This is a genomic window from Citreicella sp. C3M06 (genome assembly GCF_018860705.1).
Classification (GTDB): domain Bacteria; phylum Pseudomonadota; class Alphaproteobacteria; order Rhodobacterales; family Rhodobacteraceae; genus Salipiger.
On sequence record NZ_JAHKQA010000078.1, the window covers coordinates 78,252 to 93,527 of the forward strand.

Annotated in this window: 15 protein-coding genes; 8 read left to right on the top strand and 7 right to left on the bottom strand. The window is 65.5% G+C overall.

From position 1 onward, the window contains the following. Window positions 1-24: 24 nt before the first annotated feature. On the bottom strand, window positions 25-1,287 hold the full coding sequence (gene purD / locus KO516_RS18740) for a phosphoribosylamine--glycine ligase (protein WP_216005312.1): 1,263 nt from the start codon (window positions 1,285-1,287) through the stop codon (window positions 25-27). Window positions 1,288-1,368: 81 nt separating this feature from the next. On the opposite strand from purD, the gene xseA reads away from it, so the two are divergent. Further along, a complete protein-coding gene (gene xseA, locus KO516_RS18745) occupies window positions 1,369-2,841 on the top strand; it encodes an exodeoxyribonuclease VII large subunit (protein ID WP_216005313.1) in 1,473 nt (490 codons plus the stop codon). Between the two features lie 130 nt (window positions 2,842-2,971). Here xseA and KO516_RS18750 read toward each other — a convergent pair whose 3' ends face one another. After that, a complete protein-coding gene (locus tag KO516_RS18750; protein WP_216005314.1) occupies window positions 2,972-3,370 on the bottom strand; it encodes a hypothetical protein in 399 nt (132 codons plus the stop codon). A 246-nt stretch (window positions 3,371-3,616) separates the two neighbouring features. Beyond that, the gene (locus tag KO516_RS18755; protein ID WP_216005315.1) at window positions 3,617-4,033 is read right to left on the bottom strand and encodes a fatty acid desaturase; all 417 of its coding nucleotides are present in this window, start codon (window positions 4,031-4,033) and stop codon (window positions 3,617-3,619) included. 327 nt (window positions 4,034-4,360) lie between these two features. Between KO516_RS18755 and ftsY the strand changes: the two genes are divergently transcribed. Further along, window positions 4,361-5,632, top strand: a complete 1,272-nt coding sequence (gene ftsY / locus KO516_RS18760; protein WP_216005316.1) for a signal recognition particle-docking protein FtsY — start codon at window positions 4,361-4,363, stop codon at window positions 5,630-5,632. A 42-nt stretch (window positions 5,633-5,674) separates the two neighbouring features. Here ftsY and KO516_RS18765 read toward each other — a convergent pair whose 3' ends face one another. From KO516_RS18765 to moaA, 4 genes are all read right to left on the bottom strand, one after another. Beyond that, window positions 5,675-5,842, bottom strand: coding sequence for an apolipoprotein acyltransferase (locus KO516_RS18765; protein WP_216005317.1), 168 nt, complete (start codon window positions 5,840-5,842; stop codon window positions 5,675-5,677). 7 nt (window positions 5,843-5,849) lie between these two features. Further along, a complete protein-coding gene (locus KO516_RS18770) occupies window positions 5,850-7,223 on the bottom strand; it encodes a DUF2927 domain-containing protein (protein WP_216005318.1) in 1,374 nt (457 codons plus the stop codon). Further along, window positions 7,220-7,672, bottom strand: coding sequence for a GNAT family N-acetyltransferase (locus KO516_RS18775; RefSeq protein ID WP_216005319.1), 453 nt, complete (start codon window positions 7,670-7,672; stop codon window positions 7,220-7,222). Before KO516_RS18775 ends, KO516_RS18770 begins: the two co-directional genes overlap by 4 nt. 323 nt (window positions 7,673-7,995) lie before the next feature. Beyond that, complete coding sequence (gene moaA / locus KO516_RS18780; protein ID WP_216005320.1) at window positions 7,996-9,000, bottom strand: GTP 3',8-cyclase MoaA; 1,005 nt, start codon at window positions 8,998-9,000, stop codon at window positions 7,996-7,998. Between the two features lie 84 nt (window positions 9,001-9,084). Between moaA and KO516_RS18785 the strand changes: the two genes are divergently transcribed. From KO516_RS18785 to KO516_RS18810, 6 genes are all read left to right on the top strand, one after another. Further along, window positions 9,085-9,582 (top strand): hypothetical protein, encoded by a 498-nt coding sequence (locus KO516_RS18785; protein ID WP_216005321.1) that lies wholly within the window; start codon window positions 9,085-9,087, stop codon window positions 9,580-9,582. A 141-nt stretch (window positions 9,583-9,723) separates the two neighbouring features. After that, window positions 9,724-10,242: a CoxG family protein gene (locus KO516_RS18790; RefSeq protein ID WP_216005322.1), complete on the top strand. Its 519-nt coding sequence runs from the start codon at window positions 9,724-9,726 to the stop codon at window positions 10,240-10,242. A 54-nt stretch (window positions 10,243-10,296) separates the two neighbouring features. After that, window positions 10,297-10,782, top strand: coding sequence for a (2Fe-2S)-binding protein (locus tag KO516_RS18795; protein ID WP_216005323.1), 486 nt, complete (start codon window positions 10,297-10,299; stop codon window positions 10,780-10,782). Between the two features lie 140 nt (window positions 10,783-10,922). Beyond that, on the top strand, window positions 10,923-13,283 hold the full coding sequence (locus KO516_RS18800) for a xanthine dehydrogenase family protein molybdopterin-binding subunit (RefSeq protein ID WP_216005324.1): 2,361 nt from the start codon (window positions 10,923-10,925) through the stop codon (window positions 13,281-13,283). Window positions 13,284-13,371: 88 nt separating this feature from the next. Continuing rightward, window positions 13,372-14,157, top strand: coding sequence for a xanthine dehydrogenase family protein subunit M (locus tag KO516_RS18805; RefSeq protein WP_216005325.1), 786 nt, complete (start codon window positions 13,372-13,374; stop codon window positions 14,155-14,157). Window positions 14,158-14,271: 114 nt separating this feature from the next. Then, window positions 14,272-15,255 carry an LLM class flavin-dependent oxidoreductase gene (locus KO516_RS18810; protein WP_216005326.1) on the top strand — a complete coding sequence of 328 codons (984 nt, stop codon included), beginning with the start codon at window positions 14,272-14,274 and terminating at the stop codon, window positions 15,253-15,255. The last annotated feature ends 21 nt before the right edge of the window (window positions 15,256-15,276 follow it).

Genomic DNA, 15,276 nt, shown 5'->3' on the forward strand with positions numbered 1-15,276 from the left:
CTGCGCGAACAGGTCCGAACAGGGTCAAAGCGCCCGCCAGCCGATGTCGCGCCGGCAGAAACCTTCGGGCCAATCGACCTCGTCGACCAGCGCATAAGCCCGCTGCGCGGCCTCGGCCAGCGTCGCGCCGCGCGCCGTGGCGTTCAGCACCCGCCCGCCGGTTGCGACCACCTTGCCATCCACTTCGGCGGTGCCCGCGTGGAACATCTGGGTAAAGCTGTCTTCGGTGAGCCCGTTCAGCCCGCCAATCACCGAGCCCTTGGCATAGTCGCCGGGATAGCCCTGTGTCGCCAGCACGACGGTCATGGCGTGATCGTCGGCCCATGTGACCTGCGCACCGGCCAGACGGCCCTCGGCGCAGGCATGGATCAGGTCAAGCGCCTGCGCGCCCAGCCGCATCATCAGCACCTGACATTCGGGATCGCCGAAGCGCGCGTTGTATTCCACCAGCCGCGGCACCCCGTTCTCGATCATCAGCCCGGCGTAAAGCACCCCCGAATAGGGCGTGCCGCGACGGGCCATCTCGGCCATGGTCGGGCGGATGATCTCGTCCAGCGCTTTTTGCGCGATCTCGTCGGTCAGCACCGGGGCGGGGGAATAGGCGCCCATTCCGCCGGTATTAGGGCCGGTGTCGCCCTCGCCGACGCGCTTGTGATCCTGCGCGGTGCCGATAGGAAGGATATCCGTGCCGTCGACCAGCACGAAGAACGACGCTTCCTCGCCGGTCATGAATTCCTCGATCACCACCTCGGCGCCCGCGCCGCCAAAGGCCCCGCCGAACATGTCGTCGATGGCTTCCTCGGCCTCGGCCACGGTTGTCGCGATGATCACGCCCTTGCCCGCCGCCAGCCCGTCGGCCTTGACCACGATCGGCGCGCCCTGCCGGGCGACATAGGCCTTGGCGCTGGCCGCATCGGTGAAATGGCCATAGCCTGCGGTGGGCGCATTCGCCGCCTTGCAGATCTCCTTGGTGAAGCTTTTCGAAACCTCGAGCCGCGCCGCCTCTTTCGACGGGCCGAACACCGGGATGCCCGCATCGCGCAGAGCATCGGCCACGCCCGCCGCCAGCGGCGCCTCGGGCCCGACGATCACCAGCTCGATGGCGTTCTCGCCGGCGAATTCGACCACCACGCCGCCATCCTCGACATCGAGCACGGCACATTCGGCGATCTGCGCAATTCCGGCGTTGCCGGGGGCGACGATCAGCTTGTCGCATTTGGGGTTCTGCATCACCGCCCAGGCCAGCGCATGCTCGCGCCCGCCGCCGCCGAGAATAAGGATGTTCATCTGCCTTCGGTCTCCTGCCTTGGCCTCGCCTGTCGCGCGTTCTAAGGTCAGGCCAAGCGTTAGGCAAGCGAGCAGCCCATAATGGACCTTTTCGAAGACGAGCAGGGCAATACGCCCGAATTCACCGTATCCGAGCTTTCGGGCGCGGTAAAACGCACCATCGAGGGCGAATTCGCCCATGTCCGCGTGCGCGGCGAGGTCGGGCGTGTGTCGACGCCGCGCTCGGGGCACATCTACCTCGATCTCAAGGATGATCGCGCGGTGATCTCGGGCGTGGTCTGGAAAGGCGTGGCCGGGCGCCTTGCCCAGCAGCCCGAGGAAGGCATGGAAGTGATCGCGACGGGGCGGCTGACCACTTTTCCGGGCCAGTCGAAATACCAGATCGTGATTGATGACATCCGCCCGGCGGGGGTCGGCGCGCTGATGGCGATGCTGGAAAAACGTAAGGCGGCGTTGCAGGCCGAGGGCCTGTTCGACGAGACGCGCAAACGCCCGCTGCCCTACCTGCCCGAGATCATCGGCGTGATTACCTCGCCGTCCGGGGCGGTGATCCGCGACATCCTGCACCGGCTGCGCGAGCGCTTTCCGCGCAAGGTGCTGATCTGGCCGGTGGCGGTGCAAGGGCAAAGCTGCGCCCCGGAGGTCGTGCGCGCCATCGAAGGCTTCAACCGCCTGACGCCGGGAGGCTCGCTTCCGCGCCCCGACCTGCTGATCGTCGCGCGCGGCGGCGGCTCGGTCGAGGATCTGTGGGGCTTCAACGAAGAAGCCGTGGCGCGGGCGGCCGCGGCCTCTACGATCCCACTGATCTCGGCCGTCGGGCACGAAACCGACACTACGCTGATCGACTTCGTCTCCGACCGGCGCGCGCCCACGCCGACCGCCGCCGCCGAAATCGCGGTTCCGGTGCGGCTTGACCTGCTGAGCTGGACCGGCGAGCAGGGCAGCCGCATGACCCGTGCCATGCAGCAGCGCATCGAGACCCGGACGCAGCGTTTGCGCGATCTGTCCCGCGCGATGCCCCGCGCCGAAACGCTGCTGGAAAGCCCCCGTCAACGGCTCGACCTGTTGTCGACGCGGCTGCCAGTGGCGCTGAGCCGGGGCACAGAAAAGCGCCGCGTTCAATTGTCTGACCGAGCGGGCGCGCTGCGCCCCTCGCTTCTGGCGCGGGTCATTGCCCATGGGCACGAAAGCCTTGGGCGGCGCACCGACCGCCTGTCGCTGCGCCCGATCCTCCGTGACATCACGCTTGGCCGCGACCGTCTCGGCACATTGGCCGCGCGGCTGGATGCGGCGTGCGCGCGTCGGCTCGAAGACCCGCGCACGCGTCTGGGCAGTCTTGCGCGGCTGCTGGAGACGCTCAGTTACAAAGGAACGCTGGCGCGCGGCTACGCGGTGGTGCGCAGCGGCGAAGGGCGCATTCTGACCGCCAAGGCCGAGGCCGAGGCCGCAGCCGGCCTCGTGATCGAATTTGCCGATGGCCGGCTTGCGCTGGGCGGCGCCGCGCCCCGCCCGAAGCGCAAGGGAGAGCCCCCGGAACAGGGCAATCTGTTCTGACGGACGTCGCGCGAGAGGATGGCTTGGATGCCTCCGGCGGGGATATTTCGGGCCAGAAGAAACAAGGCGCCGTGCCCTGTCTTCTTCTGGCTGGAAATATCCCGGGGGTGCGGGGGCTGGCCCCCGCTTTTCAAACGCCGACCTCGGGGCCGAGGCACATCATCGGCTTGTCATCCTGCCGGGCTTCATAAAGCACGGTGTTTGCGGGATCGTTCTCGAATACCGCGCGTAGTCCGGTTCCTTCTCGATAGAAGCTCCAGCATTGCGCCTCTGGCTCGTCATCGTAGACAAAGCAGATCATGCGCTGATCTTCGTACCAGAAGCCGTCCTTGCATTGCCCATCCAGAAACGACCAGCGCACCTGACGATCAGGGAGATATTCCTCGACGCCGTAGGATGACCCTTCGAGCCCGAAATACAGCGTTTTCCCGGTGACATAGCGTTCGAATTCCGCCCCAGAAAGTGGTTCGGAAGCAAGGCATGGCAGGGCCAGAGGCAAAAACACTAAAAGGGCGGATAGCAATTTCATGCCCATACCCTGACAGAGTGTGTTGGGCAGGTGAAGAGGCGGCCGACCTTTGCGTGCCACATGCAACGAGCGGAATGGTTGATGGTAGTTCCTGAATAAATAAGTCAAGTAATTGAAGTAAAAGACTATTTGACTTGTCTTTCCCGGCGCGGTAGCGCTTTGTGGACGCCAGCGCGCAAGCTGTCGGGGTGACCCGGCGCCAGCCAGCCAGCAGACCCTTCGCGACTTTTCGTGTCAGATGAATGCTCAGGCGCGGCGTCTCATTGCCGGATCGGGGGGCTGTATCGGGCGCTTTGGCTGCCACTGATGCGCTCTTGGGTCCATGATGCAGTGCCACAGCGCCGGGACCGGCGCGATCGCGGTCATGAACGGCAGGGACTGGGGAAGCATCGGCATCGTCGAGTGAGTGAGCGTAAGCCCGGGATGCTGTCGCGTCGGTCTGGCATGGTGATCGGAGTGACGCGGCGCGTTCAGCATCAGCACCGACGACGCCCCCTGCGGGGCGTTCCAGTTGTGCCGCGGCCCGACAGGCTGCACGTAGTCCGACAGCAGACGTTGTCCTTGCGCATAAGCGCAGGCCGCTAGCCAGGCCCCGCCGAGCCAGATCTCTGCGTCCAGCAGCGCGGCCATCCCGATGGTTGCTAGGTTGAAACCGATCAGCACCGACTTCCTGCCGCCCTGAACGGCACCGGCTTGACGCGGCGGGATTAATTTCGAACCGCTCTCGGCGGTTGCGACAAGCCGCGCAGGGGTGGCCCCGCGCCTTGGTGTGGCTGCGGGCGAACGTTTTGTATCCTGTCGGATCACCTTGGTCGCAGAAACCCGGCGGTTGATCGTTTCGCGCGGCACCCGCCCGAAAGTTCAAACCAAGGCAAAGCGCGAGTTGCCTGCGGCAAGTTCTGCGTCTGCGCGCTTCAGGGGCATCTCACACTTTTCTTGAGCGCCCCGGCGTATTAGGTGAAGGAGACGTTTTTCCGGGGGTCTCGCGCCATGTCCTTTTTCGGCAAGCTCAAGAGCAAGCTGTTCAACTCGTCCTCGAAGCTCGAGGAAGGGCTCGATGCCATCGTGCAGGATGGTGGCAACGACGCGCCAGATGTGCCGCCGCCGCCGTCCGAGCAGCCGCAGCCGCTGCCCGAAACGCCGCCCGCGCCGAATGAGGCCCCGCCCGCGCCGCCGCTCGAACATCCCGCGACGCCCGATCCGGTGCCAGCCCCGACACCGTCGGACGATCCTGGCCCGGATGTGACACCCCCCGCCGACCCGATGCCGCAGCCCGCGCCTGAAATCGCGCCGCCGCCGCCGCTTGAAATGCCTGCGCCACTCGATCCGTCTCCGCAGGTGCCGCCGCAGGAGACCCCAACGAAGGCTCCGAAGGGCGGTATCCTCGGGAGGCTGTTCGGCCGCGAGACGCCGCAGGCGCCGACGCTGCGCCGGGTGCTTGACGACGACATGCTGGAAAGCCTCGAAGAGCTGCTGATCGCCTCTGACATGGGGGTCGACACGGCGCTGCGCGTCACCGCCAATATCGCCGAGGGGCGCTATGGCCGCCGGGTATCGACGCAGGAGATCAAGGAGGCGCTTGCAGGCGAGGTGGCCCGCATCCTCGATCCGGTGGCGCGCCCGCTGCCGATCTACCCCAAAAAGCCGCAGGTGGTGCTGGTGGTTGGCGTGAACGGCTCGGGCAAGACCACGACCATCGGCAAGCTGGCCTCACAGTTCCGCGCGGCGGGCAAGACGGTGGTGATCGCGGCGGGCGATACCTTTCGCGCCGCGGCGGTCGAACAGCTTCAGGTCTGGGGCCAACGCGCCGGGGTGCCGGTGCTGACCGCGCCCGAAGGATCGGACCCGGCGAGCCTTGCCTTCGATGCGATGACCCGCGCGCAGACGGACGGCGCCGATCTGCTGATGATCGACACTGCGGGGCGGCTTCAGAATCGGCACGACCTGATGGAAGAGCTGGCCAAGATCGTCCGGGTGATCCGCAAGAAAGACCCCGACGCGCCGCATAACACGCTGTTGGTGCTGGATGCGACTACCGGCCAGAACGCGCTGAATCAGGTCGAGATCTTCCGGCAGGTCGCGGATGTGTCGGGGCTGGTGATGACCAAGCTGGACGGCACGGCCAAGGGCGGCGTGCTGGTGGCGCTGGCAGACCGGTTCGGGTTGCCGATCCATGCCATCGGGGTGGGAGAGCAGATCGACGATCTGCAACCCTTCGATCCCGAGGAATTCGCCGCGGCGCTCACCGGGCTTGACCGGTGAGCCGGGCCCGGAAGCCTTGGCAGCACGTCCGGGCTTTCGCGTTCAGGTCAGAAGTTTTTCGAGGATGATCGTCAGCACAAAGCCCGCCAACCCGCAGGCGATGGCAAAGCCCGTGGCGTATTGGGCGATATCGGCAGCGTTGCCCTTGCGGCGACGGGCGGTCAGCCCGCCGAGTATCGCTCCGATCAGCACTCCGGCAATCACGATCATGGTGTCTTCAGCCCCCCTTGAGCGGGTTGAGCGCTGCAATTTCGCGCATCCTGTCGCGCACGGCCCAATCCGAGCCGAAGCCGTAGCGTGCCCAGCCCAGCGAGTCCAGACGCACCTGCCGCCCCTCTGATGCCCGGCCCGACGCTTCCAGCGCCTCGGCCCGCAGCAGCATCAGCGTCGCCAGCAGCGCCGCGTTCTCGTAGCGTGCGGCGGTGTCGAGATGAGGGCCGATTTGCGCCAGCGCCTGTCCGGGCTGGCCGCCATTCAGGGCGTGGGCCGCAAGCTGGCTTGCAACATAGGCCTGATGCAGCTCGGTGTCGGGCGCACGTTCGAAATAGCGTTTTGCCAGAACGAACTGTTCCTGCGCGGCGGTGGCGCTGCTGCCTTGCAGGATGCGCCCAAGGGCGTAATGCGAAAAGCCGCGACGGTGGTCTGTCCAGCCCAGCGTGGCGGCGATGCTCAGCGCCTCGGTGGCGGCGGCGCGGCGTTCTTCCGCAGAGGCCCCCGGCCCAAGCGCGGCCTGCACCGCGTCGATCCAGACCCGAGGGGTCTCGGGCAGGCGGCGGGCGGGGCGGGTTTCGCCGGCGGGATTGATCCGCGCGAGAATGCCCGGCAACCGCGCGGCCACGTCGCGATGCGACATGCCGCTGCGCAAGTCGGGATCGTAATAGGCGCGCAGCACCGTCATGTCATAGCCGGTCAGCACCGTGTGCACATTGTCGTCGTTGAAAACGCTGTCGGCCAGCCGGTACAGGTCGTTGAGCGGGCCAAGCGCCTGGGCGATTTCCTCGTGCAGGCAATCGCGCAGCTCTTGCGGGGCGGCATCGGTGGGCACAAACACCGCAACCCGCTCGCGCCGGGTGATGGACGACCAGCTGACGGCGCTGGCGCGCCGCGCCGCGCGGTAGTCCTCCAGCGAAGACACGTTGGGCACCACGAAACAGGCGGCACTTGGCATGGTCTTGCGGATCTCGGCGCGCGGCACCGCCTGCACGGTGATATTGGCCACGGGCGCTGCCACGAGGCGAATGTCGATCTGCGCTTCGCTGCGCAGCCGGTGGATCAGCCGATCCAGATCGATGATCATCGCCGGGGGCGGGGTGCCGGTGACGCGCAAGGTGATCGGGCCTTCGAACCGGGTGAAGACGGCCAGCTTCTTTCCGGATTCCAGCGAGAAGGCCAGCCCGAGGATATCGCGCGCCAGATCGGCATTCGACACATGCGTCGCAACCGGGCGCGGGGCCGAGAAGCTTTTCATCGGGGGCAGGCCGCTGTCGGAGCTGGTCATCGACACGGCGGCGCGGCTGGCGGTCTCGGGCGAGCCGACGGGCACGCAGGCGTTTAGCGCAAGGCACAGGGGCAGCAGATAGCGCCGTTTCACGGCCTTGTATATTTGATGAACGGCGTCAGCTTGCCGACCCGGTCATACAGCTGGCGGGCGGTGTCGTTGAATTCCTGCGTCATCCAGTAGACGCCGGGGGCGCCCGCATCATCGGCGGCGGCGTAGACCGCCTCGATCAGCGCCCGCCCGACGCCCTTGCCACGCGCTTCGGGCAGGGCGTAGAGATCCTGAAGATAGCAGACGTTCTCGATCTTCCAGCAATGGCGGTGAAAGACATAATGCGTGATGCCGACGATCTTGCCGTCAAGCTCGGCCACGAGGCCGCTGAAATCCTGCGAATCCTCGCCCAACAGCCGCGCGAAGGTGCTGGCATAGACCTCTTCGGGCACGGTGGTTTCATAAAAGGCAAGATAGGCCGTCCACAGCGACCGCCAGCTGGTTTCATCGCTTGCGGCCAGAGGCCGGACAATCACATCGCAATTGGACATTTGTTTCGAAGCCTGCCTGATCTGGTCTCGGATGCCTTCAGGTCTCCGAGGTCTTTCTGTCATTCATTCGGAAACTATACGGCAATCTCCGGGCTTTCGTAGCAAAGACGGCGTGTCCCGGAATTCTCTGAGCAGGATTTTGGGGCTTTTGTGCAATCTATTGATTTCATTGCAAAGAGCCGGTGCAAACTTGCAACAGACCTGCGGCGGGGCGAGGCCGCACCGGGTCATCAGCGCCTATCTGGCGGCGCCGATATGCCTTGATGGTCAAGGCCAAGAAAACGGCGCGAGGCCTGAAAACCTTGGTAAAAGCAGGCGAAAGGTCAGCCGCCGGTATGGCTCATGTGGCGCGAGACGCGGCCATCCACCGTCTGGCGCGAATAGTCGAAATCATGGCCCTTGGGCTTGTGCCGGATCGCCTCGCGGATCGCCTCCTGAAGCGGGGCGTCGCTGCCCGGATGGTTGCGCAGGGCAGAGCGCAGATCGGCGTTGTCTTCCTGCCCCAGACACATGAACAATTCACCGGTGCAGGTCAGCCGCACCCGGTTGCAGCTTTCGCAGAAATTATGGCTCAGCGGCGTGATGAAGCCGATCTTCTGGCCGGTTTCTTCGATCCGCACGTAGCGGGCCGGGCCGCCGGTGCTTTCGGGCAGGTCGGTCAGGGTGTAATGCTCGGCCAGCCGCGCGCGCAGATCGGTCAGTTTCCAATATTGGCCCAGCCGGTGCTCATTGCCGATGTCGCCCATCGGCATGACTTCGATCCAGGTCAGATCCATATCGCGCGACGCACACCATTCGGTCATGCTCAGCAGCTCGTCCTCGTTGAAATCCTTCAGCGCCACGGCGTTCAGCTTGACCCGCATTCCGGCGTTTTGCGCCGCGTCGATACCGCGCAGCACTTGCGGCAGTCGGCCCCAGCGGGTGATCTGCGCGAACTTGTCGGCATCCAGCGTATCGGCCGATACGTTGACCCGCCGCACCCCTGCATCGAACAGCGGTTGCGCGAATTTCTCAAGCTGCGAGCCATTGGTGGTCAGCGTCAGCTCCTTGAGCGCGCCGCTGTCCAGATGCCGGGTCATGGCACGGAAAAACGTCAGGATGTCGCGGCGCACCAGCGGCTCGCCGCCCGTGATTCGCAGCTTTTCAACCCCCATGTGCACAAAGGCGCTGCACAGGCGATCAAGCTCTTCGAGGGTCAGCAATTCCTTCTTGGGCAGAAAGCTCATGTTTTCCGACATGCAATAGACGCAGCGGAAATCGCAGCGGTCGGTGACCGAGACCCGAAGATAGGAAATCGGGCGGGCGAAGGGATCGATGAGCTTTTCCATGCCTGTACATCTAGACGCAAACCAGCCTTCGGGCAAGCATCACGGCGATTGCCAGCCGCCGGGCAACGCCCTACTCTTGGCCTCATGAAAGCACATCTTCTTGTTCCGATGCTGGCGCTTTGCGCCTGTTCCCAGCTGCCCTCGCTGCCGATGATGCAGCAGGAAGAGCCCGCGCCAAGCGCTTCGGCGAGCCCTGCGATGATTCCGGCCGCCCCCGAGGTCGAGACGGTGACCATCGCCCCCGCCGCGAATGCCCGCACTGCCGAGCAGTTCGACACCACCAGCGCCGCCGAGCGCGCCAAGGCCGCCGCGCCGCAGCCCGGCGGCGAGCGCAGCCTTGGCTCTGTCGTGGTGTCGCTGGGCGATCCGTCGAAACCGGGATTCTGGCTGGAAACCACGCTGGTCTCGGCCCCGACCGAGGGGCGTGTGGTGTTTCCCGCTTCCGGCAAATCGGCGAGGGTCGATCTATTGCCGATCGAGGGCGGCGGCGCGCGGATCTCGCTGGCCGCAATGCGCCTGATCGAGGCGCCGCTGACCGACCTGCCAACGCTCGAAGTCTATGCGGGCGGCGCAAATTCCTGAGACTTCGCACAATTTCGAGTTGGCATCGGCGCGTGGCCGGGCCACTCTCTGGCCGGAATGATCCATTGGTCTAATAGGCGCGTCTGCGGATGCGTGTAGGCTGACCGGGCACAGACAGGGCAAGTCGGAGGAAACCAACCCATGCACATGAGCGACACGCGCGAGATCAAGGCCCCTCGCGAGGTGGTCTGGGCGGCGATTCTCGACCCCGAGGTGCTCAAGGCCTGCGTGCCGGGCTGCACCCAGATGACCGGCTCACCCGAAGACGGGTTCGAGGCAATCGTGGTGCAGAAGGTCGGCCCGGTGAAGGCGACTTTCACCGGCGTTGTCAACCTGTCCAATCGCAACGAGCCGGAAAGCCTGACCCTGTCGGGCGAGGGCAAGGGCGGGGCCGCGGGCTTTGCCAAGGGCGGCGCCGACGTGACGCTGAGCGACAAGGGCGATGGTGTGACCGAGCTGCATTACGAGGTCGAGGCCAAGGTCGGCGGCAAGCTGGCGCAGCTTGGCAGCCGCATCATCGACGGATTCGCCAAGAAGATGGCCGACCAGTTCTTCACCAACCTTCAGGAGGCCGTCGAAGGCCCCAAGGAAGAGGGCGCAGCGGATGACGCCGCCGTCGATGGCAAGAAGAAGGGCTGGTTCAAGCGGATGGTGTCCTAGCGCCCCGCCCACCACGCTGAACCAAAGACAACAGGGATACCCAGGGAGGACTGAATGACCAAGGTAACGATGACGGTGAACGGCAAGGCCGTCTCGAAGGAGGTCGCCGGCAATACGCTGATGACGGAATTCCTGCGCGACGAGCTGCGGCTGACCGGCACCCATGTCGGTTGCGACACCAGCCAGTGCGGTGCCTGCGTGATCCACGTCAACGGCCAGAGCGTTAAGGCCTGCACCATGTTCGCCGCCGAGGCCACCGGCGCCGAGGTGACCACCATCGAGGGCATGGCCAATGCCGATGGCTCGCTCTCGGTGCTGCAGCAGGCGTTTCAGGATCACCACGGGCTGCAATGCGGATTCTGCACGCCGGGCATGGTGATGACGGCGGCCAAGCTGCTGGAGGAAAACCCCAAGCCCACCGAACACGAGGTGCGCGATTACCTCGAGGGCAACATCTGCCGCTGCACCGGCTATCACAACATCGTCAAGGCGATCATGGCCGCATCCGGCCAAGACGTGAGCAGCATCGCGGCGGAATAAGCCGACGCGCGCGCGGCGGTGACGTCAAATCAGATTGAAAGGGCCGGGGTAGGAGGAGACCCACGGCTTTGGATTCAGGGTCGGCGCGTGCCGCCGACAGGGATGATGGCGGCCAGGGCCGCCGACAGGGAGGAGGCACCATGCCCAAGGATCATGGTATCGGCGCAAGCCAGAAACGCCGCGAAGACGTGCGTTTCCTGACCGGAGCCGGACAATACACCGATGACATCAACGTCTACGGTCAGACCTATTGCGTTTTCGTGCGCTCGGACGTGGCGCATGGCAAGATCGTCAGCATCGACGCCAGCGCCGCCGAGGCCATGCCGGGCGTGCTGCGGATCTTTACCGGCAAGGATTTCGAGGGCGTCGGCGGTCTGCCCTGCGGCTGGCTGATCACCGACAAAAACGGCGATCCGATGAAAGAGCCGGGCCACCCGGTTCTGGCAATTGGAAAGGTGCGCCATGTCGGCGATCCCTATGCCGCCGTCGTCGCCGAGACGCTTCAGGAAGCGCGCGACGCCGCCGAGGCCATTGTCGCCGACATCGAAGAACTTGACCCCGCCGTCGACATGAAGGCCGCGCTGGCAAGCGGCGCACCGCTGGTGCATGACGATCTGACCGACAACCTGTGCTATGACTGGCAGTTCGGCACCGACACCGAGACCGTCGATGCCGCCTTTGCCGCCGCGGCGCATGTCACCACGCTGGAATTGGTCAACAACCGCCTTGTCGCCAATCCGATGGAGCCGCGGGTGGCGCTGGGCGATTACGCGCGCGCCAACGACGAATCCACGCTTTATACCACCAGCCAGAACCCGCATGTCATCCGCCTGCTGATGGGGGCCTTTGTGCTGGGCATCCCCGAGCACAAGCTCAAGGTGGTGGCGCCCGACGTGGGCGGCGGCTTTGGCACCAAGATCTTTCACTACGCCGAAGAGGCGTTCGTCACCTTCGCCGCGCGCAAGCTGAACCGCCCGGTGAAATGGACCTCGACCCGCTCCGAGGCCTTCATGTCGGATGCGCATGGCCGCGATCACGTGACCAAGATCGAACTGGCGCTGGATGCCGACAACAACTTCACCGCGATCCGCACCGATACGCTGGCCAATATGGGCGCCTATCTGTCGACCTTCTCGTCGTCGATCCCGACATGGCTGCACGGCACGCTGATGGCGGGCAACTACCGCACGCCCGCCGTGCAGGTGAACGTCAAGGCGGTGTTCACCAACACCGTGCCCGTCGATGCCTATCGCGGCGCGGGCCGCCCCGAAGCGACCTTTCAGCTCGAACGGCTTGTCGACAAGGCGGCGCGGGAACTGGGCGTTGATCCGGTGGCGCTGCGCCGGCAGAACTTCATCACCAGCTTTCCCTACGCGACCCCGGTGGCGGTGGAATACGACACCGGCAACTACGTCGCGACCATGGACAAGCTCGAAGAGATGATCGACCGCAAGGGCTTTGAGGCGCGCCGCGCCGAAAGCAAGGCGCGCGGCAAGCTGCGCGGGCTTGGCGTCAATTGCTACATCGAGGCCTGCGGCATCGCGCCATCCAACCTTGTCGGCCAGCTTGGCGCGCGGGCAGGGCTGTATGATGCGGCAACCGTGCGGGTGAACGCCACCGGCTCGATCAGCGTCATGGTCGGCGCGCATAGCCACGGGCAGGGGCATGAAACCGCCTTTCCGCAGGTGGTCGCCGAAATGCTGGGCATTGACGAGAGCATGATCGACATCGTGCATGGTGATACGTCGAAGATCCCCTTCGGCATGGGCACCTATGGGTCGCGCTCGCTGGCGGTCTGCGGCTCGGCCATGGTGCGCGCCACCGAAAAGATCATCAACAAGGCCAAGAAGATCGCCGGCCACATGCTGGAAGCTTCCGATGCGGATATCGAACTGAAGGACGGCCAGTTCACCGTTGCGGGCACCGACAAGTCGGTGGCGTGGGGCGATGTGACGCTGGCCGCCTATGTGCCGCACAACTACCCGCTCGAAGACATCGAGCCGGGCCTTGAAGAGACGGCCTTTTACGACCCGTCGAACTTCACCTACCCCTCGGGTGCCTATGCCTGCGAGGTCGAGGTCGATCCCGAGACCGGGCGCGTCGAGATCCTCGATTTTGCCGCTGCCGATGATTTCGGCAATGTGGTGAACCCGATGATCGTCGAAGGGCAGGTGCATGGCGGCATCGCGCAGGGTGTCGGGCAGGCGATGCTGGAAAGCTGCATCTACGACGAAAACGGCCAGCTGCTCAGCGCCTCTTACATGGATTACGCCATGCCGCGCGCCGAGGATCTGCCGTTCTTCAAGGTCGATCACAGCTGCGTCACGCCCTGCACCCACAACCCGCTGGGCGTGAAGGGCTGCGGCGAGGCCGGGGCGATCGGCTCGCCCCCGGCGGTGGTGAACGCGGTGCTCGATGCGCTCAACGTCGGCGGCATCAAGGTCGATCATATCGACATGCCGCTGAGCCCGCACCGGGTCTGGGCGGCGATGCAGGGCTGATCTCTCGGCGGCGCTTGACCGCGCCGCCGTTCCATTGCGTAATCAGGGAAAGAAGAAAGAGCCTCGGCTCTTCGACAGGAGAACAACCATGTACAGCTTTGACATCGAGACGCCGAAGACCGTTGCGGATGCGGTGGCGGCGCTCGGCAAGGACGAGGCGCAGGCGCTGGGCGGTGGTCAGACGCTGATCCCCTCGCTCAAGGCGCGGCTGGCGATGCCATCGGTGCTGGTCAGCCTTGCGCAGATCGACGAGATCAAAGGCATCTCGCAAGACGGCGATGTGCTGACCATCGGCGGTGGCACCACCCATGCCGAGGTCGCCAAGGGGGCGGGCAGCTACCCGGCGCTGGCGGCGCTGGCGGCCAACATCGGTGATCCGGCGGTGCGCAACCGGGGCACCATCGGCGGCAGCATCGCCAACAACGACCCGGCCGCCTGCTACCCGGCGGCGGCACTGGCATCGCGCGCGACCATCGTCACCAACAACCGCGAAATCGCCATCGACGATTATTTTCAGGGCATGTTCACCACCGCGCTCGACGAGGGCGAAATCGTCACCGCGGTGAAATTGCCGATCCCGGAAAAGGCGTCGTACCAGAAGTTCGAACAGCCCGCTTCGCGCTTTGCGCTGGTTGGCGTGTTCGTGGCGAAATACGCCGACGGGGTGCGGGTGGCAGTGACCGGCGCCTCCGAAGAAGGCGTCTTCCGCTGGGCCGAAGCCGAAGAGGCGCTGTCGGGCGATTTCTCGGCTGCGGCGCTTGAGGGGCTGACCCTGCCGGGAGATGGCATGATCAACGATCTGCACGGGTCGGGCGCTTACCGGGCCCATCTGATCACAGTGATGACCAAGCGGGCGGTAACCGCCGCTGCCTGATCGCCATTCGCGGATGACCAAAGCCCCCGGCGTCGCAGCGCGCCGGGGGCTTTTTCGTCCTTTCATGTCGGCGCGCCGCACCTATATGTCGGGGATGACACAGATGACCTCCCCATGATCCCCGCCTCCGTCCTTGATCTTGCGCCGGTGCCCGAAGGCGGCACCGTCGGCGATGCGATGGCCAATACCGTCGCGCTGGCCCGCCATGCAGAGGCGCTTGGCTACAATCGCTACTGGCTGGCCGAGCATCACAACATGCGCGGCATTGCCTCTGCCGCGACGGCGGTGGTGATCGGTCAGGTGGCCGCCGCCACCAGCCGCATGCGCGTTGGCGCGGGCGGCATCATGCTGCCCAACCACTCGCCGCTGGTGATTGCCGAACAGTTCGGCACGCTGGAAACGCTGTTTCCGGGGCGCATCGACCTTGGCGTCGGGCGTGCGCCGGGATCGGACCAGCTGACCGCCATGGCGCTGCGGCGCAACCACGCCAGCGCCGAGCGCTTTCCCGAAGACGTGGTCGAACTGCTGGGCCTGCTGGGCAAGCCCGACGAGGCCGCGCAGGTGCGCGCGGTGCCGGGCGAGGGCACGTTTGTGCCGGTCTGGATGCTGGGATCCTCGCTGTTTGGCGCGCAGCTGGCGGCGCATCTGGGTCTGCCCTACGCCTTTGCCTCGCATTTTGCGCCGGATGCGCTGGATCAGGCCGCCGAGATCTACCGCAAGCGGTTCACCCCCGGCATCACCGATGCGCCGCGTTTCATGCTGGCGGTAAATGTCTGGGCGGCGGACAGCGGCGCCGAGGCGCGCCGGCTAATGAGCTCGCAGCAGCAGGCGTTTATCAATCTGCGATCCGGTCAACCGGGACGCCTGCCGCGCCCGGTGGCAGACATCACCCGCGCGGTGGACCCGCGGCATCTGGCGATGGCAGACCGGGCCTTGCGGATCGCGGCGGTGGGGGACCTGCCCGAGGTCACCGCCGGGCTGCGCGATCTTGTGGCGCGCTACGCCCCGGACGAGCTGCTGATTGCCAGCGCCATCCATGATCCGTTGGCGCGGCAGCGCAGCTACGACATCGCGATGCAGGCGATCAAGGCGCTTTGAATCCTGCCCCATGCCCCGGTG